Annotated in this window: 18 protein-coding genes; 12 read left to right on the top strand and 6 right to left on the bottom strand. The window is 64.2% G+C overall.

What is annotated here, in order from left to right; genetic code table 11:
- Positions 1-19: 19 nt before the first annotated feature.
- The gene (locus P6U31_RS09335; protein ID WP_407187908.1) at positions 20-592 is read right to left on the bottom strand and encodes an STM3941 family protein; all 573 of its coding nucleotides are present in this window, start codon (positions 590-592) and stop codon (positions 20-22) included.
- A 201-nt stretch (positions 593-793) separates the two neighbouring features.
- Between P6U31_RS09335 and P6U31_RS09330 the strand changes: the two genes are divergently transcribed.
- The 6 genes from P6U31_RS09330 to P6U31_RS09305 all read left to right on the top strand — a co-directional run bounded on the left by P6U31_RS09330 (position 794) and on the right by P6U31_RS09305 (position 3,590).
- Positions 794-1,417 carry a hypothetical protein gene (locus tag P6U31_RS09330; protein ID WP_407187907.1) on the top strand — a complete coding sequence of 208 codons (624 nt, stop codon included), beginning with the start codon at positions 794-796 and terminating at the stop codon, positions 1,415-1,417.
- Between the two features lie 39 nt (positions 1,418-1,456).
- On the top strand, positions 1,457-1,906 hold the full coding sequence (locus P6U31_RS09325) for a DsrE family protein (protein ID WP_407187906.1): 450 nt from the start codon (positions 1,457-1,459) through the stop codon (positions 1,904-1,906).
- A gap of 252 nt (positions 1,907-2,158) precedes the next feature.
- The gene (locus P6U31_RS09320) at positions 2,159-2,482 is read left to right on the top strand and encodes an ArsR/SmtB family transcription factor (protein ID WP_407187905.1); all 324 of its coding nucleotides are present in this window, start codon (positions 2,159-2,161) and stop codon (positions 2,480-2,482) included.
- The gene (locus P6U31_RS09315; RefSeq protein WP_407187904.1) at positions 2,479-2,898 is read left to right on the top strand and encodes an SRPBCC domain-containing protein; all 420 of its coding nucleotides are present in this window, start codon (positions 2,479-2,481) and stop codon (positions 2,896-2,898) included. Before P6U31_RS09320 ends, P6U31_RS09315 begins: the two co-directional genes overlap by 4 nt.
- A 40-nt stretch (positions 2,899-2,938) precedes the next feature.
- A complete protein-coding gene (locus P6U31_RS09310; RefSeq protein ID WP_407187903.1) occupies positions 2,939-3,142 on the top strand; it encodes a hypothetical protein in 204 nt (67 codons plus the stop codon).
- Positions 3,143-3,155: 13 nt separating this feature from the next.
- A complete protein-coding gene (locus P6U31_RS09305; protein WP_407187902.1) occupies positions 3,156-3,590 on the top strand; it encodes a DUF1801 domain-containing protein in 435 nt (144 codons plus the stop codon).
- Between the two features lie 225 nt (positions 3,591-3,815).
- On the opposite strand, the gene P6U31_RS09300 is transcribed toward P6U31_RS09305, so the two are convergent.
- From P6U31_RS09300 to P6U31_RS09285, 4 genes are all read right to left on the bottom strand, one after another.
- On the bottom strand, positions 3,816-5,354 hold the full coding sequence (locus tag P6U31_RS09300) for a SpoVR family protein (RefSeq protein WP_407187901.1): 1,539 nt from the start codon (positions 5,352-5,354) through the stop codon (positions 3,816-3,818).
- Positions 5,351-6,628, bottom strand: coding sequence for a YeaH/YhbH family protein (locus tag P6U31_RS09295; RefSeq protein WP_407189803.1), 1,278 nt, complete (start codon positions 6,626-6,628; stop codon positions 5,351-5,353). The genes P6U31_RS09300 and P6U31_RS09295 overlap by 4 nt, the downstream gene beginning before the upstream one ends.
- Before the next feature lie 30 nt (positions 6,629-6,658).
- A complete protein-coding gene (locus P6U31_RS09290) occupies positions 6,659-8,602 on the bottom strand; it encodes a PrkA family serine protein kinase (protein WP_128927442.1) in 1,944 nt (647 codons plus the stop codon).
- 218 nt (positions 8,603-8,820) lie between these two features.
- A complete protein-coding gene (locus P6U31_RS09285; RefSeq protein ID WP_407187900.1) occupies positions 8,821-8,952 on the bottom strand; it encodes a hypothetical protein in 132 nt (43 codons plus the stop codon).
- A 458-nt stretch (positions 8,953-9,410) separates the two neighbouring features.
- Here P6U31_RS09285 and P6U31_RS09280 point away from each other — a divergent pair, with 458 nt between their 5' ends.
- From P6U31_RS09280 to P6U31_RS09255, 6 genes are read left to right on the top strand one after another with little or no spacing between them, the layout of a single operon-like run.
- Positions 9,411-12,260, top strand: coding sequence for a bifunctional transaldolase/phosoglucose isomerase (locus P6U31_RS09280; protein WP_407187899.1), 2,850 nt, complete (start codon positions 9,411-9,413; stop codon positions 12,258-12,260).
- A gap of 13 nt (positions 12,261-12,273) precedes the next feature.
- Complete coding sequence (gnd, locus tag P6U31_RS09275) at positions 12,274-13,272, top strand: phosphogluconate dehydrogenase (NAD(+)-dependent, decarboxylating) (RefSeq protein WP_407187898.1); 999 nt, start codon at positions 12,274-12,276, stop codon at positions 13,270-13,272.
- Between the two features lie 28 nt (positions 13,273-13,300).
- Positions 13,301-14,812, top strand: coding sequence for a glucose-6-phosphate dehydrogenase (zwf, locus tag P6U31_RS09270; RefSeq protein ID WP_407187897.1), 1,512 nt, complete (start codon positions 13,301-13,303; stop codon positions 14,810-14,812).
- On the top strand, positions 14,812-15,561 hold the full coding sequence (gene pgl / locus P6U31_RS09265; protein ID WP_407189802.1) for a 6-phosphogluconolactonase: 750 nt from the start codon (positions 14,812-14,814) through the stop codon (positions 15,559-15,561). The genes zwf and pgl overlap by 1 nt, the downstream gene beginning before the upstream one ends.
- Positions 15,548-16,078 (top strand): gluconokinase, encoded by a 531-nt coding sequence (locus tag P6U31_RS09260; protein ID WP_407187896.1) that lies wholly within the window; start codon positions 15,548-15,550, stop codon positions 16,076-16,078. Before pgl ends, P6U31_RS09260 begins: the two co-directional genes overlap by 14 nt.
- A 22-nt stretch (positions 16,079-16,100) precedes the next feature.
- Entirely contained in the window at positions 16,101-16,913 is an 813-nt protein-coding gene (locus P6U31_RS09255) for an HAD family hydrolase (protein WP_407187895.1), read from the top strand.
- A 325-nt stretch (positions 16,914-17,238) separates the two neighbouring features.
- Here P6U31_RS09255 and P6U31_RS09250 read toward each other — a convergent pair whose 3' ends face one another.
- Positions 17,239-19,038, bottom strand: a complete 1,800-nt coding sequence (locus tag P6U31_RS09250; protein ID WP_407187894.1) for a glycoside hydrolase family 15 protein — start codon at positions 19,036-19,038, stop codon at positions 17,239-17,241.
- Between the last annotated feature and the right edge of the window lie 11 nt (positions 19,039-19,049).

Here is a 19,049-nt window from a genome sequence, read left to right as displayed (position 1 = left end):
CGGCCGATACCGGGACACCTTAATTGACCGGCTCGGGCTGCGTCGCGGGACTGGCCGTATAGGCCAAGCGGCCGGCCTTCCAATATTGCCTGCAGGTCTGAAGCAGCGTTTCGCCGTCCATGGTCAGGCCGCCGGGATTGATGAGCACGCCCTCCGCGCCGACCGCCTTGTTCATCACCGATACGACGCGCTTGAGAAGGCCAACATCGAAGCGGTCCGCGACAAGCGGGTCGAGCTTGAGCACCACGATCGCCTGACTGCGATACCGCCAAACCGATACGTCCCGCACCGATCTCCAGGAGATGGTGTCATAGGCGACGCGGGTGTCGCGAATACCGACGCGGGTAATGAAGAGGACCGGCTGCCTGCTCGAGACCAGGCGCCAAAGCGTCCTGCAGGTCATGAATCCAAACAGTGCGACACCCACGTAGCAGGCCGTCATCTGGAACTCGGAGGGAGCCTTGACGTGAAACCAGTTGAACGCCACTGCGGCGGACAGCAGCGTCAGCAGCAGGCTAGCGCCCAGCAGCTTCAGCAGCCGCAGCACGGAATAGCCGATCGCAAGGTTGGGCAAGTTCTGACTTACGGACATTTTGACCGCCACCAGTCATCTGCAGCAACCAGGGGTTCGCCGCCCCTGCTGCCAAGCCTTAAGGCTGGAACCTTGCGCGAGGCTGCCCGCAAGGTGCGCGGCCGGGAGGGCTTGAACGCGCCGCTCGCCGCCTGCGACTAACCTTCGGTCGGCTACCCTGCTCGCGGCGGGGCGACGATGGTTCAAATGCTTGGTGCGATCATGAAGCTTGCTGTTGTCCTTCCGCTCGCCTTTGCCGCCCTCGTGGGCGTCGCCCGCGCTGATGAAGCCGACAAGGTCCGCGAGACGACCCAAGCCGAAGCCGAGGCCTTCGCGGCGCGGATCTATGCAGGGGCGCCCGGCGACAAGGCCTATGCCTGCTTCGTCCGGCGCTACGACGCAGAACATCTGGCGCGTCATCCCAAGCAGAAGGTCGCCTCGATGAAGCTGCTCATCTCGGCGGAGACCGACAAGGAGGACAAGCAGCTGCACAACTCGTTCCGCATGGGCTTTCGCTATCGCCATCGCAGCGGCGATTTCGACTCCAGCGGGTCGTGCGGCAGCCACGCGGTGCTGCTCAGCCAGGGCGACGAGATCCGCATGGGCTGCGGCGTCGATTGCGAAGGCGGCGGGATCGAAGTGGCGCTGTCCAAGGACAACAAGTCTGCCATCGTTCGGCTTCAACAAATCAGAGTCTGGCAGAACAACAAGCCGGACGACGAGGCCGAGCATGCGCTGGTGGCCGGCGCCGACGACAAGATTTTCCGGCTCGACCGTACCGACAACAGCGAGTGCGCTTCGCTCGTGACCGACCGCAAGGAACTCGCCGCGCTGCGTCACAAGTGATATCTCTGCGGCCACGTCGGGCAATCCAGGGAGAACGCCATGAACCGCCGCAACATCTTGTGGAGCGCCGTCTCGGCCTTGGGCGCAGCGCTCGGCGCCTCCGGTGCGAAAGCCGCGACGGACGCGAGCGCGAGCAACAAGCTGAAGGTCGTGTACCACCTCAGCGACGCCGAGAAGGTCAATTTCGTGCTCGGCAATATCCAGAACCACATCGACGGTGTCGGTGGCCCCGAGCATGTCACGATCGCGCTGGTGATCCACGGACCGGCGTTGAAGGCGTTTCATGCGATGCAGGCCAACCCTGATATCAGCAAGCGGATCGGCGAATTCTCCAAGGACGGCATCGAGCTCGTCGCCTGCGGCAACACCATGAAGGCGCAGAACGTCACGCTCGGGGATCTGCTGCCCGGTTTCGTCAATGCGGAGAAAGGCGGCGTGGTGCGCCTCGCCGAGTTGCAGTCGCAGGGGTATCTTTATTTGCGGCCGTAAGGCCCACTCCGCCCGCCATATTCTCCGTCATTGCGAGCCAACGGGTCCGCGCAAGGCGCGGCCCGATGACAGGCTCCGCGAAGCAATCCAGAGTCCCACCGCGGAAAGAATCTGGATTGCTTCGTCGCAAGGGCTCCTCGCAATGACGTGGAGAGAGTTGAGGCAGTCAGCAACATACTCTCCGTCGCACTTGACTTAATCATAACTCTAGCGTTATGAATAAACCCATAACTCTCTGATTATGGATTGTGTATGTCCTCCGCGCCCGATCTCCTGTTCAGGACGCTGGCCGACCCGACCCGGCGGGCGATCTTCGAGCGGCTGTGCCGGGAAGGCGAGCAGACGGTCGGGGCGCTGACGGCGCGATCCGGGGTGTCGCAGCCGGCGGTGTCGAAACATCTCGGCGCGCTGAAGCAGGCTGGCCTCGTGCGCGACCGCCATGAGGGACGACAGACCCATTACAGCGCGCAGCCCGGCGCGCTCAATCCGCTGATCGACTGGACCAGCCAGATGGCCTCGTTCTGGCAGCGCCGGCTCGACGCACTCGACGATCTCCTGAAGAGGATGGACCAATGACCGAAACACGCTCCGTCGTAGTCGAGCGCGAGTTTGCTTTCCCGGCCGAGCGGCTCTGGCGCGCGCTGACGCAGCCGCATCTGATCGAGGAATGGCTGATGAAGAACGACTTCAAGCCGACCGTCGGCCATCGCTTCAATCTGCGCGGCGAGTGGGGCGGCGTGCTCGATTGCAAGGTGCTCACAATCGAGCCGCAGAAGACGCTCGCCTACACCTGGAATTTTTCGCATGAGGACGCCGCCTTCGACCTCAAGAGCGTCGTGACCTTCACGCTCACCCCGACCGGTTCGGGCACGCATCTGCGCGTCGAGCAGGCGGGCTTCAGCCCCACGCAGAAACAGGCCTATGGCGGCGCGCATGCCGGCTGGAAGCAGTTCCTTGCAAAGCTGGACGAGGTGCTGGCGCGGGCCGGCTAGCATCATCGTCAATCCGATCATTTTCGAGAAGGAGATTCCAATGAGCACGCAGATGTGGATTCGGCAGATTCATCGCTGGCTGTCGATGGCTTTCACGCTCGCCGTCGTCGCGAACATCGTCGCGATGATCATGCAGCTTGATGCCGCCTGGATCGGCTTCCTGGCGCTCGTGCCGCTGCTCCCGCTGCTCGCGACCGGGCTGTATCTGTTCGCGCTGCCCCATCTCGGCCGCAGCAACGCGTGAACGAGGCGAGAGAATGAAGAGGACCGTGACCGCGAAGAAGACTGGCACGACGAGCGCGGGCGGGCTGTCGCCCGCCAGGCTGATCGACGGCAGGATCAGGGAGCTTGGCGACTGGCGTGGAGAAACCCTGGGGCGGGTTCGCGCACTGATCAAGGAAGCCGATCCTGATGTCGTCGAGGAATGGAAATGGCGCGGCGTTCCCGTGTGGGAGCACGACGGCATCATCTGCACCGGCGAGACCTATAAGGAGGTTGTGAAGCTGACCTTCGCCAAGGGCGCGGCGCTGGCGGATCCCTCGGGCCTGTTCAATTCCAGCCTCGACGGCAATGTACGGCGCGCGATCGATATCCGCGAGGGCGAGAAGATCAACGAGAAGGCGTTGAAGGCCCTGATCCGCGCGGCGGTGGAGCTGAATGTGTCGAAGAAGAAGCCGGGGAAGAAGCGCTAAGCGGTACCCTTTCTCCGTTCCCTCCCCCCTTGTGGGGGAGGGTCAGGGAGGGGGGTGCCACACGGGGACTCTCTCTGCCCGCACGCCGCAATCAATGCATCATCAATAATCGACACCTATTGCTGGGCTACCCCTCTCCCTAGCCCTCCCCCACAAGGGGGGAGGGAACGCACCTTCGTCGGCGCGCCAGCAGAGGCTCACAAGCGTTAGACGCAGCCAGCCGCCCTACGCCACCGCCGCCGGGATCGGGCGCGGGCTGACGACGTATTCGCGCAGGACCTTGTCGTTGGCATCGACCTCGATCAGCGAGACGTCGTAGGTCCAGAGATCGGCCAGATGCTGCAGCACCCGCTTGGCATCGGTCTCGTTGAGCTGCGAGCCCTTGATGACATGGTGGTGCAGGATCAGGCGGCGGTCGCCGGACAGATCGACGTCGACCACCTCGATATTGGCATCGATGAAGCCGACATCGTGCTGCCGCGCCAGCTCGCGCCGGACGCGGCGGAAGCCGCGCTCGTCGTGGATGGCATCGACGCGGATGCCGGCGCGCTCCTCCGGATCGTCATGCAGGTGGAACATGCGGAAGTGCCGCATCAATTTCGGGCTCAGAAACTGGCCGATGAAGCTTTCATCGCGGTAATTGGCCCAGACATCGCGCAGCACGCCCATCACGTCGCCCTTGCCGGCGATATCAGGAAACCACTCGCGATCCTCGTCTTCCGGATTGGTGACGATACGCTCGATGTCCTGCATCACGGCAAAACCGAGCGCGTAAGGGTTGAAGCCGGAGAAGCGCGGGTCGTCGAATTCGGGCTGGAACACCACGTTGGTGTGCGAGCCCAGGAATTCCAGGAAATTGCCGTCGGTGATGCGGCCCTGCTGATGCAGCTTGGTCATGATGCGATAGTGGACGTAGGTCGCCGTCCCCTCGTTCATCACCTTGGTCTGGCTCTGCGGATAGAAATATTGCGCGATGTGGCGGACGATGCGGAGCAGCTCGCGCTGCCACGGCGCCAACCGCGGCGCGCTCTTCTCCAGGAAGTAGAGCAGGTTCTCCTGCGGCAAGCCGAGCAGCTTGCGGCGGCGCTCGATGCTCAAGGTGGAGCGGCTCTTGGCCGCGCCCTTCGGCACGGTGCGCCAGAGGTCGTTGAAGACCTCCTCCTCATGCTGGCGGCGGCGCCCTGCCCGCTTCTCCTCGACGCGCAGATCCAGCTTCTTCTTGCCGGGATAGCGGTCGATGCCGTGCGACATCAGCGCGTGCGCTGCGTCCAGCGTGCGCTCGACCTCGACGCGGCCGTAGCGCTCCTCGCAGCTCGCGACATAGTTCTTGGCGAAGTCGAGATAATCCAGAATGCCCTCGGCGTCGGTCCATTGCTTGAACAGATAATTGTTCTTGAAGAAGTGGTTGTGGCCGAAGGCGGCGTGGGCGATCACTAGGGTCTGCATCGTCGCCGTGTTCTCCTCCATCAGATAGGAGATGCAGGGCGAGGAGTTGATCACGATCTCATAGGCAAGGCCCATCAGGCCCTTACGGTAGGAGGCCTCGTGGAAGGCAAAATGCTTGCCGAACGACCAGTGCTTGTAGAACAAGGGCATGCCGACCGACGAATAGGCGTCGAGCATCTGCTCGGCCGTGATCACCTCGATCTGGTTCGGATAGACCTCGAGCCCGAGATCCTTCAACGCCACCTCCTCGCAGGCATCGGTGATGCGCTGCAAGGTGTGGAAATCCCAATCCGCGCCTTCGAACAATCGTTCCGTCATGGAGCGGCCTTCTCCTGGGCAGTTTCTCGGCGCTGGAAGAGATCGTGGAACACCGGAAAGATCTCGCTGCGCTCCGAGACCTTGCGCATCGAGAGCGGTGCGCCGCTGTTGCGCAGGCGCTCATAGAGGCTCCAGAGCGAGGAGTCGGAGAGATCGAAGGCGCTGCCGCCGGACTCGCCGACCTCGAGATAGGCAAAGAACTGGCAGACCGGCAGAATCTTGTCGGTCAGCAGCATGCCGGTGAGCTCGCCGTCGGAATAGGAATTGTCGCCGTCGGACGCCTGCGCGGCATAGATGTTCCAGTCCGACGGATTGAAGCGCTCGCGCACGATCTCGTGCATGGCCTGCAGTGCGCTGGAGACCAGCGTGCCGCCCGAGGCCGGGCCGTAGAAGAAGGTCTGCTCGTCGACCTCCTCGGCGCGGTCGGTGTGGCGTATGAAGACGATCTCGACGTGCTTGTAGCGGCGCTTCAGGAAGACGTAGAGCAGCATGTAGAAGCGCTTGGCGAGATCCTTCATGTGCTCGGACATCGAACCGGAGACGTCCATCAGGCAGAACATCACCGCCTGCGCCACCGGCCGCGGCACCGTCTCGAAGCGGCGATAGCGGATGTCGAGCGGGTCGATAAAGGGAATGCGCTTGGATTTCGCCTTCAGCTTTTCGAGCTGGGCCAGCAGCTCCTCACGTTCGTCCTCGTCGGTGCACGCGGCGATCGCAGCCTCGAGCTCCTCGATTTCCTCCTTGCGGGGTCGCTTGAGCGCGATGCGGCGGGCCAGCGCGAGCTTTACCGTCCGGCTCACCGAGATGTTGGCGGGCGAGCCCGAGGTGGTGTAGCCGGCGCGCTGGATGCCCTCGCTCTCGGTCTGCGCGATCTTGCGCTTGGCGAGATCCGGCAGCTCGAGATCGTCCAGGAAGAGATCGACGAACTCGTCGCGGGAGAGCACGAAGCGGAACGCGTCCTCGCTGTCGCCCTCGCCCGGGCCGGAATCCTTGGCACTGCCCTGGCCGGAGCGCTGAAGATAGTCGCCCTCGACGAACTTCTTGTTGCCGGGCAGCACCATGTCGCGCGTGCCGCCTTCGCGGCGGAAGCGCGGCTCGTGCATGCCGTCGAGGGGAATCGTGACTTCGCCCCCCTCCAGGACGTCCTTGATGTCGCGTTCCTGCGAGGTCTTCTTGACGGCGCCCTGCACCAGGGACTTGGCCCGACGCAAGAACCGCTGGCGGTTCTCAAGACTCTTGCCGCCTGGATTCAGGCGCCTGTCAATAATGTGAATGGGCACTTTACCATTCGCCTCCCATCCGCCTCAACCGGCCTGCTTCACGCGCATGTACCACTCGACGAGCCGGCGAACCTGACGCTCGGTGTAGCCACGCTCCACCATGCGTGCGACGAACTCGCCGTGCTTCTTCTCCGTCTCGCCGTCCTTCTTCGACCCGAAGGAGATGACCGGAAGCAGGTCCTCGACCTGGGAGAATATCCTCTTTTCGATCACATCGCGAATCTTCTCGTAGGAGGTCCAGGTCGGATTCTTCCCGCCGTTCTGGGCCCGCGAGCGTAACGAGAATTTGACGACCTCGTTGCGGAAGTCCTTGGGGTTGGCGATGCCCGCCGGCTTCTCGATTTTCGTCAGCTCCTGGTTCAAAAGCTCGCGATCGAGCAGCTGGCCGGTGTCGGGATCCTTGAAGTCCTGATCCTCGATCCAGGCGTCGGCGTAGTCGACGTAGCGGTCGAACAGGTTCTGGCCGTAATCCGAGTAGGATTCCAGATAGGCCTTCTGGATCTCGTTGCCGATGAACTCGGCATAGCGCGGCGCCAGCTCCGCCTTGATGAACTCGAGATAACGTTTCTCGGTCTCCTCCGGCAGCTGCTCGCGGCGGATCGCCTGCTCCAGCGCGTACATCAGATGCACGGCGTCGGCCGCCACTTCCTGCGGATCGTGGTTGAAGGTTGCAGCGAGGATCTTGAAGGCGAAGCGGGTGGAGACGCCGTCCATGCCCTCGTCGACGCCGGCGGCGTCGCGATATTCCTGGACGCTGCGCGCCTTCGGATCGGATTCCTTCAGGCTCTCGCCGTCGTAAACCCGCATCTTGCCGAACAGGGTGGAGTTCTCGTGCTTGCGCAGGCGCGACATCACCGAGAACCGCGCCAGCGTCTCCAGCGTCGACGGCGCACAAGGCGCAGATGCGAGCTCGGAGCCCTGGATCAGCTTCTCGTAGATCTTCTGCTCTTCGGTGACGCGCAGGCAGTAAGGCACCTTGATGACGCAGATGCGGTCGATGAAGGCCTCGTTGTTCTTGTTGGCCTTGAAGCTCGCCCACTCGGCCTCGTTCGAGTGCGCGAGGATCACGCCGGTGAACGGGATCGCGCCGATGTTCTCGGTGCCGATGTAGTTGCCTTCCTGCGTCGCGGTGAGCAGCGGGTGCAGCATCTTGATCGGCGCCTTGAACATCTCGACGAACTCGAGCACGCCCTGGTTGGCGCGGTTGAGGCCGCCGGAATAGCTGTAGGCGTCGGGATCGTTCTGCGCGTAGGTCTCGAGCTTGCGGATGTCGACCTTGCCGACCAGCGAGGAGATGTCCTGGTTGTTCTCGTCACCGGGCTCGGTCTTGGCGATTGCGATCTGGCGCAGCCGCGACGGCTGGATCTTGGCGACCCGGAATTGGGAGATGTCGCCGCCGAAGGCTTCCAGCCGCTTGTAGCACCACGGGCTCATCAACCCGGTCAGACGCCGGCGCGGAATGCCGTACTTCTCTTCCAGCATCGGCCCGAGCTGATCGGGATCGAACAGGCTGAGCGGGCTCTCGAACACCGGCGAGAGCTCGTCGCCGGCCTTGAGCACGTAGATCGGATGCACTTCCATCAGCGACTTCAGCCGCTCGGCGAGGGAAGACTTGCCGCCGCCGACCGGCCCGAGCAGATAGAGGATCTGCTTGCGTTCCTCCAGGCCCTGCGCGGCGTGGCGGAAGAAACCAACGATGCGCTCGATGGTTTCTTCCATGCCGTAGAAGCCGGCGAAGGCCGGATAGGTCCGGATGGTGCGGTTCAAAAAAATACGGCCAAGGCGTGGGTCCTTGGCCGTGTCAATCGTCTGAGGTTCGCCGATCGCCGCTAGCAGTCGTTCGGCCGCGTTCGCGTATTTCATGGGATCGCTTCGACACGATTCCAGATATTCCGCCATCGACATGTCGTGCTGGCTTCTCGCCTCGAACGACCGAGCGAAAGCGTTGAATAGAGAATCGTTGTACATGATCCCTCTCCGCGTGAGTTCCGCTACAAGCTGAAACGAAAGCAGTTACCGGACCGTTCCTCAGGCCGTTTCGAATCAGCGTGAGCACATGACGATCATTGGACACCCGGGTGCCGACACGACGCAACGCACAACGTAGGCACTCCATGAGTTACGAACAGGCACATGCCTGTAATTTGTGCGAATCTCTGTCTATATTGGCTCATTTCCAGAAAATGTCACTTGGTCGCAACATCCGGGTCTTCCCGGAGATGCGTCCATCCGGCGTTGCAGCATAGCGAACCGGGCGCGGCGATCTTATGACGCTTGTACGGCGAAGCCTTGAGCGCCGCGTTCATCTTCTCGTTCATCTTCCTGCTGCAATGCGGCGCGAGGCGCGCTCGCAGCACTGTCTCAAAATCGGCCGCTTCGACCGAAATCTCCCCAATCGAATCCCTTGGAAGAAATTCTTTGCCAAGTCGGATCGCGAATGGCCGCAAACGCTGACGACAACCACCGCTCCCCGCGGGGTGGCCAGCATCCAGATCAGCCGGATCGTCAACAGGGAAGCGCGCACGCGACGCAGCCACAGGCCACGAGCGAAGCAGCCGACGTTGCATAACCAGACTTGGCCGAACTTTCGGCCAACGACTTTTACGCAGCAACGGCTACTGCCGCCCGGATCGCCATGATCGCGACGGAGTTACCCTGGAGAGTATGACGCCCACACCCTTGATTGGTTCCCTCACGGCAGCATGTAGGCTAGAGGATAGCGCGTCAGGACCGGGGCGGAAACCCCTCGCCCGCAGGCTTGGAGATAATAAGCATCATGAATCCCGTCAAAGAACTGGAAAAGCACGGACAAGCCGTCTGGCTGGACTTCCTGGCCCGTGGCTTCATCGCCAAGGGCGACCTGAAGCGGCTGATCGACACCGACGGCGTCAAGGGCGTCACCTCCAATCCCTCGATCTTCGAGAAGGCGATCGGCAGCTCGGACGAATACGATGCCCCGATCGGCAAGGCGCTGAAGCGCGGCGACCGGACCGTGGCCGATTTGTTCGAGGCCGTCGCGGTCGAGGACATCCAGAACGCCGCCGACGTGCTCCGCCCGGTCTATGACCGCCTCAAAGGCGGCGACGGCTATGTCAGCCTCGAGGTCTCCCCCTATCTCGCCATGGACACATCAGGCACGGTCACGGAAGCGCGGCGGCTGTGGAAGGACGTCGCCCGCAAGAACCTGATGGTAAAGGTGCCGGCCACGCCCGAGGGCCTGCCGGCGATCGAACAGCTGATCGGCGAAGGCATCAGCATCAACATCACGCTGCTGTTCTCCAGGGCGGTCTATCTCCAGGTGGCCGAAGCCTATATCGCCGGCCTGGAAAAATACGTCGCCGGCGGCGGCGACCCCTCCCATGTCGCGAGCGTGGCGAGCTTCTTCGTCAGCCGCATCGACTCCGTGGTCGACAAGCAGCTGGACGAGAAGATCGCGCGCGCCAACGACCCGTCCGAGAAGGAACGGCTGGCCGCGCTCAAGGGCAAGGTCGCGATCGCCAACGCCAAGGTTGCCTACCAGGATTACAAGCGCCTGTTCTCAGGCAGCCGCTGGGACAAGCTCGCCGCCAAGGGCGCCAAGCCGCAGCGCATGCTGTGGGCTTCGACCGGCACCAAGAACAAGGACTACAGCGACGTGCTCTATGTCGAGGAGCTGATCGGCCCCGACACCATCAACACGGTGCCGCCGGCGACGCTGGACGCGTTCCGAGACCACGGCAAGCTGCGCGATAGCCTGGAAGAGAACGTCGACGAAGCGAGGCGCGTGCTCGAGGAGCTGGAGCGCTCCGGCATCTCGCTGGACGCCATCACCGAGGAGCTGGTCAAGGACGGCGTCAAGCTGTTCGCGGACGCCGCCGACAAGCTCTACGGCGCGGTCGCCCACAAGCGCGCCACCGTGCTCGGGCCAGCGCTCGACCGGCAGCAGCTCTCGCTCGGCGACGGGCTCGGCAAGGCCGTGGCTGAGAGCACCGAGGAATGGCGCGCGGCCGCAAAGATCCGCAGGCTGTGGCAGCGCGACAAGTCGGTCTGGACCGGCGCGGACGAGGACAAATGGCTCGGCTGGCTCGACAGCGCGGCCAAGGCCGACGTCGCCGATTACGAAGACTATGCGGGCCGCGTGAAGGGGCAGAAATTCTCCGACGCCGTCGTGCTCGGCATGGGCGGATCGAGCCTCGGCCCCGAGGTGCTGGCCGAGACCTTTGGCAAGAAGCCCGGCTTCCCGAAGCTCCATGTGCTGGACTCCACCGATCCGGCACAGGTCCGCGCGATGGAATCGAAGATCGACATCGCCAACACGGTGTTCATCGTGTCGAGCAAGTCCGGCGGCACCACCGAGCCGAATGCGATGAAGGACTATTTCCATGAGCAGGTCGCCAAGGCGGTGGGTGCGAAGGTGAAGACCGGCCACCGCTTCATCGCGGTGACTGATCCCGGCTCGTCGCTGGAGAAGGCGGCGAAGAAGCTGAACTATGCCCGCATCTTCCATGGCGAGCCCTCGATCGGCGGCCGCTATTCGGTGCTGTCGCCGTTCGGCCTGGTGCCGGCAGCAACCGCGGGCATCGACGTCAAGACCTTCGTCAAGCATGCGCTGGCGATGGCCCGCTCCTGCGGACCGGACGTGCCGCCGAGCGAGAACCCGGGTGTGCAGCTCGGTCTCGCCATCGGCCTCGCTGGCCTCGAGGGCCGCGACAAGGTGACGATCCTGGCCTCGAAGAAGATCGCCGATTTCGGCGCCTGGGCCGAGCAGCTCATCGCGGAATCGACCGGCAAGGAAGGCAAGGGCCTGATCCCGATCGAGGGCGAGCCGCTGGGCGATCCCTCTGTCTACGGCAACGACCGCTTCTTCATCGACATCCGCATCGAAGGCGAGGCTGACGCCGCCCATGATTCCAAGCTCGCCGCGATCGAGGCGGCCGGCCATCCCGTAGTGCGCATCGTCATGAAGTCGATCGACCATCTCGGCCAGGAGTTCTTCCGCTTCGAGATGGCAACGGCGGTGGCGGGCAGCATTCTCGGCATCAACCCGTTCGACCAGCCGGACGTGGAAGCGGCCAAGATCAAGACCCGCGAGCTCACCGCCGCGTTCGAGAAGACCGGCGCGCTGCCACAAGAAAAGCCGGTGGTCAGCACCGATGAGGCCGATCTCTACACCGACGAGGCCAACGCCACGGCGCTGCGCGCCGCCGGCGCCAATGGCGATCTCACCTCCTGGCTCAAGGCGCATCTGTCGCGCTCGGGCGACGGCGACTATGTCGCCCTGCTCGGCTATATCGCGCGCGACAAGGCCACGATCGATGCGCTCCAGGCCATGCGGCTCGAGGTGCGCGAGAAGCGGCATGTCGCGACCTGCGCCGAGTTCGGACCACGCTTCCTGCACTCGACCGGCCAGGCCTACAAGGGCGGTCCCGACAGCGGCGTGTTCCTCCAGATCACCGCCGACGATGCCAAGGACCTCGCAGTGCCCGGCCAGAAGGCCAGCTTCGGCGTGATCAAGGCGGCGCAGGCGCGCGGCGATTTCGACGTGCTCACCGAACGCGGCCGGCGCGCGCTCCGGGTCCACCTCAAGGGCGGGCTCAAGAAGGGCCTCGCGGCCCTCAACGCGGCACTCAACGACGCGCTGAATTAAGGGAATCTCTCACATGCAACTCGGCATGATCGGCCTCGGCCGGATGGGCGGCAACATCGTTCGCCGCCTGATGCGCCAGGGACATTCGACCGTGGTCTACGACAAGGACGCCAAGGCCGTCGCCGGCCTTGCCGCCGACGGTGCAGTCGGCTCCGCGACACTCGAAGAGTTCATCTCGAAGCTCGAGCGGCCGCGCACGGCCTGGGTGATGCTGCCGGCCGGCCACATCACCGAGACGACGATCGACACGATTGCGGGCGTGATGCAGGAAGGCGACGTCATCATCGACGGCGGCAACACCTTCTGGCAGGACGACGTCCGCCGCGGCAAGGCGCTCAAGGCGCGCGGCATTCACTATGTCGACGTCGGCACCTCGGGCGGCGTCTGGGGGCTCGACCGCGGCTATTGCATGATGATCGGCGGCGAGAAGCAGGTGGTCGACCGTCTCGATCCGATCTTCGCCGCGCTCGCGCCCGGCGCCGGCGACATTCCGCGCACCGAGGGACGCGAGGGCCGCGATCCCCGCATCGAGCAGGGCTACATCCATGCCGGCCCGGTCGGCGCCGGCCACTTCGTCAAGATGATCCACAACGGCATCGAATACGGCCTGATGCAGGCCTATGCCGAAGGCTTCGACATTCTCAAGAACGCCAACATCGACGCATTGCCGGCAGACCATCGTTACGATTTCGATCTCGCCGACATCGCCGAAGTCTGGCGGCGCGGCAGCGTGATCCCGTCCTGGCTGCTCGACCTCACCTCGACCGCGCTCGCCGACAGCCCGCAGCTGTCGGAATATTCCGGCTTCGTCGAGGATTCCGGCGAAGGCCGCTGGACAGTCAACGCCGCAATCGACGAGGCGGTGCCGGCCGAAGTGCTGACCGCAGCGCTCTACACACGTTTCCGTTCCCGCAAGGAACACACCTTCGCCGAGAAAATTCTCTCCGCGATGCGTGCGGGGTTCGGCGGGCACAAGGAGCCGAAGCAACCGGGCGCTTCGAAGCCGAAATAAGACGTAACAAAGCGAAGGCCAATCGTTCGTGACAAAAGACCCGCAAGCCAAGCGCAAGCCGGAAAACTGCGCCTTCGTCATCTTTGGCGTCACCGGCGACCTCACCCATCGCCTGGTGATGCCGTCGCTCTACAATCTGGCGGCCGAGAACCTGCTGCCGGAAAAGTTCTGCGTCGTCGGCGTGGCCCGCAAGAGCCAGACGGATGAGCAGCTGCGCGAGAGCCTGATGAAGGGCCTGCGCGAGTTCGCAACCCGGCCCGTGGACGATGTCGTCGCCAAGCAGCTGCTGGAATGCGTCACCTTCGTCGAGGCCGATCCGAAGGACCCGCCGTCGTTCGATCGCTTGCGCGCGCATCTGGACTCGCTGGAGTGCTCGCAAGGCACCGGCGGCAACCGCCTGTTCTATCTCGCAACCCCGCCGGCCGCGTTCGCGCCGACCGCGCGCGAGCTCGGCCGCACCGGATTGATGAAGGAGAACGGCGCCTGGCGGCGGCTGGTGATCGAAAAGCCGTTCGGCACCGACCTCGCCTCGGCGCGCGCGCTCAACGCCGAGCTCTTGAAGATCATGGAGGAGCACCAGATCTACCGGATCGATCACTATCTCGGCAAGGAAACGGTGCAGAACATCCTGGTGCTGCGCTTTGCCAACGGCATGTTCGAGCCGATCTGGAATCGCAACCATATCGACCACATCCAGATCACCGTGGAGGAGAAGCTCGGCGTCGGCCATCGCGGCGGCTTCTACGATGCCACTGGCGCGCTGCGCGACATGGTGCCGAACCATCTGTTCCAGCTGATGTCGCTGGTCGCGATGGAGCCGCCGGCGCGTTTTGATGCGCATTCCGTACGCTCGGAGAAGGCCGAAGTGCTCACCTCCGTCCAGCGGCCGAGCCAGGAAGAGGCGCTGAAGAGCTCGGTCCGCGCGCAATATCTCGCCGGCCGGATCGGCGACGACGAGATCCCGGATTATCGCAAGACCCCGGACGTCAAGCCCGACAGCACCACCGAGACCTATGTCGCGCTGAAACTGATGATCGACAATTGGCGCTGGGCCGGCGTGCCGTTCTATTTGCGGACCGGCAAGGCGCTCGGCCACAAGCGCACCGAGGTCGCCATCAAGTTCAAGCAGGCGCCGCTGTCGATGTTCTCCGGTACCACGGTCGACCGCCTGTCGCAGAACTTCCTGACCATCGGCATCGCGCCGACCGAGACCATCGAGCTCCAGTTCAACGCCAAGATTCCCGGGCCGAGCATCACCATCGACGGCGTCGAGATGAAGTTCCGCTATGGCGACTATTTCCGCGCTGATCCCTCGACCGGCTATGAGACGTTGATCTACGACTGCATGATCGGCGACAACATCCTGTTCCAGCGCGCCGACGGCATCGAGGCCGGATGGCAGGCTGTGCAGCCGTTCCTGGATGCCTGGAAGAGCGCGGGCACCAACGGCATCGAGACCTATGAAGCCGGCAGCGACGGTCCGGCCTGCGCCGACGAGCTGCTGCGGCGCGACGGGCGAAGCTGGCGGAAGTTTTCGTGATGGCCCTGGCGGGCGAGCCGAAGCTGATCGTCGCGGCCGACGCGGAGGCGCTTGCCCGCGCCGCGGCCGAACGGGTGATGGCACGGATCGCAGCCAATCCCGGCCGCATCGCCATCTGCCTGACCGGCGGCTCCAGCCCGAAGAAGCTCTATCAATTGCTCGGCAGCGATGCCTGGCGCGGCAGGATCCCGTGGGAGCGGGTGCACTGGTTCATCGGTGACGAGCGCTTCGTGCCCGAGAGCGATCCCCTCAACAACATGGCGGTTGCGCGCGCGACCTTTCTCGATGGCAATGCACCCGCCGGCCACATCCATCCGATTCCGACCACGGTTGAAAATCCCGATGCTGGTGCCGAAGCCTATGCGCGCGTGCTGCAGGCCTATTACGGCGCAGACCAGCTCGATCCGTCGCGGCCACTGTTCGACCTGGTCCTGATGGGTGTTGGACCGGACGGCCACACCGCCTCGCTGTTTCCCGGCTTCCCCGAAATCGAGGAGACCGCGCGCTGGGTCGTTGGCGTGCCCAGGGCCAATGTCGCGCCTTTTGTGCCGCGGGTCTCGCTCACCCTACCTGTCCTCGCGTCGTGCTGCGAAATGCTGTTCGAGATTGCCGGGCACGACAAGCAGGCGATCTTGACGCGCCTCCTCAATGGCGAGACTCTGCCGGCCTTACGCGCGCGCTCGAAGGGTGAGACCGTCTGGCTGGTCGACAGGGCCGCGCTTCCGGAGGGCATTCGTGGGGCGCGTTGAAGCACCTTGTGCATTGATCGTGATGGGCGTGTCGGGTTCGGGCAAGAGCACGATCGCGGCAGCGCTGGGCCAGCGGCTCGGCTGGCGCTTCGAGGACGGCGACAGCTTCCATCCCGCCAGCAATGTCGAGAAGATGCGGGCCGGCCACCCGCTCACCGACGAGGACCGCTGGCCCTGGCTCAATGCCATCGCCGACGAGATCGCGCGGGTCTGCGGACGCGGCGAGCACATCATCATCGCCTGCTCGGCGCTCAAGCACAGCTACCGCGACGTGCTGCTGCGCGGGCGCGACGATGTCCGCTTCGTCTTCCTGAAGGGCACCAAGGAGCTGATCGCCGAGCGGCTCGCGCAGCGCAGGGGCCATTTCATGCCGCCCGGGCTGCTGACCAGCCAGTTCGACACGCTGGAGCCGCCGGAAGCGGGCGAGAACGTCATCACCGTCTCGATCGACGAGACGGTCGAGGCGATCGTGGACGGTATCGTAAGACAATTGAAGCTGGCCGGGGCGAAACGCTGAGAATCGAACCTAAGGTCCTGTCATGACGCAAATCTCACTCGTGGTGTCCGACGTCGACGGCACGCTGCTGACCAAGGACAAGACCCTGACCGACCGCGCAAGACATGCGGTGCAGCGGCTGCACAAGGCCGGCATCGGCTTCACCATCACGTCCAGCCGTCCCGCCATCGGCATGCGCTTCCTGATCGAGCCGCTGGCGCTGTGGTTGCCGGTCGGCCCGTTCAACGGCTCCTCGATCGTCGATACCGAGATGCGGCCGGTCGAGCAGCACCTGATCCCCGCCAGCGCGGCTGAGCGGTCCTTGCAGATCCTCCGCGAGTTCGGCGCCGACGTCTGGCTCTTCACCGCCGACAAATGGCTGATCGACAATCCCGGCGGCAGCTACGTCGCCCATGAGCAGCACACGATCCGCGCCGACCCCACCATCGTGTCCGGCTTCTCGCCGTACCTTGCGAGCGCCTGCAAGATCGTCGGCGCCAGCGCCGATGCCGCACGGCTCGCTGCCTGCGAGAAGGCGATGCAGGAGGCGCTCGGCGTTGAGGCCACCGCGGTCCGCTCGCAGACCTATTATCTCGACATCACCCCGCCGGGCTTCAACAAGGGCACGTTCGTCGAGGCGATGGCCAAGCGCTTGGGCATCTCGACCGATGCGGTCGCCACCATCGGCGACATGCAGAACGACCTTGCGATGTTCGCCGTCAGCGGCACCTCGATCGCCATGGGCAACGCCGCCGACAACGTCAAGGACGAGGCGACGCATGTCACGGCGACCAACGAGCAGGACGGCTTTGCCGAGGCAATGGAGATGATTTTGACGCGGAATGGGGTTGCCTGAGCGATCGGCCGCCGCGCCTGCGGTGTGTTCCCTCCCACCTGGTGGGGGAGCAATCGCATATGGTGTGCACGATGCGGCGGCGGTGGCAGTCGGCTCCCTCTCCCGCTTGCGGGGGAGGGCTGGGGTGGGGGCTGTCTCCGCATTGGGATTGCTAGAAATTGCGGAAGATGCCCCCGAGTGGCGAAAACCCTCACCCGCCGCGCTCTGCGAGCGCGGCGGCCTCTCCCGCAAGCGGGAGAGGCGGAGCAAGCCCGCGGTCCTCGCGAAATCCATATGCGATTGCCCTGCCCACAAGGAGGGAGGGAACGGAGAGAACGCTGCATCCTTACTTCGACCGCTGCTGCGCCGGCTTCTCGCTCTCCAGCCTCGCCGCCGACAGATTGTGCGCGGTGTTGATCAGCGCGATGTGGGTCAGCGCCTGCGGGAAATTTCCGGTCTGGCGCCGGGCGACTGAATCATATTCCTCGGCCAATAGACCGACGTCGTTCGCGATGCCGGCCACGCGGTCGAGCAAGGCTTGCGCCTTGTCGAGATCGCCCGACAGCACATGGGCATCGGCCAGCCACAATGTGCAGGCGAGGAACGCGCCTTCCAGCGGCGGCTGGCCTGCGGGCAACTCGCGCGGATCGTGCCGCAGCACGAAACCGTCGCGCACCAGGTGCCGCTCGACCGCCGCGATGGTGCCGCGGATGCGCGGGTCCGACGCCGGCAGGAAGCCGACGGCCGGCAGCAGCAACACGGATGCATCGAGCAGCTTCGAGCCGTAGGACTCGACGAAGGCATTTTCCTCCGCGTCAAATCCCCTGTTGCAGACGTCGCGGTGAATGGCCTCGCGCAACGTGCGCCAATGCAATAGCGGCGCCTTGAAGCCGAAGGTTTCGGCGCTCTTGATGCCGCGGTCGAAGGCGACCCAGGTCATGACTTTGGAGAAGACATAGTGCTTCGGCTCTCCGCGCCGTTCCCAGATGCCGTGATCGGGCCGGTCCCAGACTTCGGCCAGATGATTGAGCACGGCGCATTCGAGCGCCCAGGTTTCCTCGTCGAGCTTGAGCTTGGCCATGCGCGACTGGTGGAAGGCGTCGATCAGCTCGCCGTAGACGTCGAGCTGGAGCTGCGCATGGGCGGCGTTACCGACGCGCACCGGCCGCGCGCCCTCATAGCCGTCGAGCCAGGCCGCCTCCCATTCCAGGAGCCGCCGCTGGCCCCAGATGCCGTACATGATCTGCATGTTGGAGGGCGAGCCGGCGGCGGCGCGCAGCAGCCAATTGTGCCAGGCCGATGCCTCCTCGGTGTAGCCCGAGTTCATCAGCGCCAGCAGCGTGAAGGTGGCATCGCGCAGCCAACAGAAGCGGTAATCCCAGTTCCTGCTGCCGCCGAGCTTTTCCGGCAATGACGTGGTCGGCGCCGCGACGATGCCGCCGGTCGGGCCGAAGGTCAGCGCCTTCAGCGTGATCAGCGAGCGCATCACGAGATCGCGATAATCCCCATCGCGAGTGCAATGACCGCACCAATCCCGCCAGAACGTCTCGGTCTCCTGGAGCGCAACTTCCGGGTCGATCGGCTTGGGCGGCTCGAGATGCGAGGGGCCGTATGTCAAGACGAACGGCACGGTCTCGCCTGCGCTCACGTCGAAGTCGGCAACCGTGGTCAGATCCTCGCCGCGGGTCTCCACCGGCGTGCGCAGCACCGTCATATCCTGGCCGGCGATTGCCATCAGCGAATGGTCGATCCGCCGCACCCAGGGGATGTCGGTGCCGAAGCCGAAACGGATCACGAGCTCCATTTGCATCTTCACCGTGCCCTTAAGGCCACGCACCAGCCGCACGATATCTGACGCCTTGCCGCGCGGCGGCATGAAGTCGACCAGCGCCACGGTACCGCTCTTCGTCTCAAAGCGCGTTTCGAGGATGAGGGTATTGCCGAGATAACGTCGCGATGTCCTCGTAACCTCCTCGCTGGGCGCGATCAGCCAGCGGCCGTTCTTGCGGTTACCGAGGATGGCGGCAAAGCAGGCGTCGGAATCGAAGGCCGGCCAGCACAGCCAGTCGATCGAGCCGTTGCGCCCGACCAGCGCAGCGGTCTCGCAATCGCCGATCAGCGCATAGTCTTCGATCTTCTGCGACAATGTCGTACGAG

It is taken from the genome of Bradyrhizobium centrosematis, from assembly GCF_045571495.1.
Lineage (GTDB): Bacteria > Pseudomonadota > Alphaproteobacteria > Rhizobiales > Xanthobacteraceae > Bradyrhizobium > Bradyrhizobium centrosematis.
This window is presented reverse-complemented; position numbering and strand designations above follow the sequence as displayed.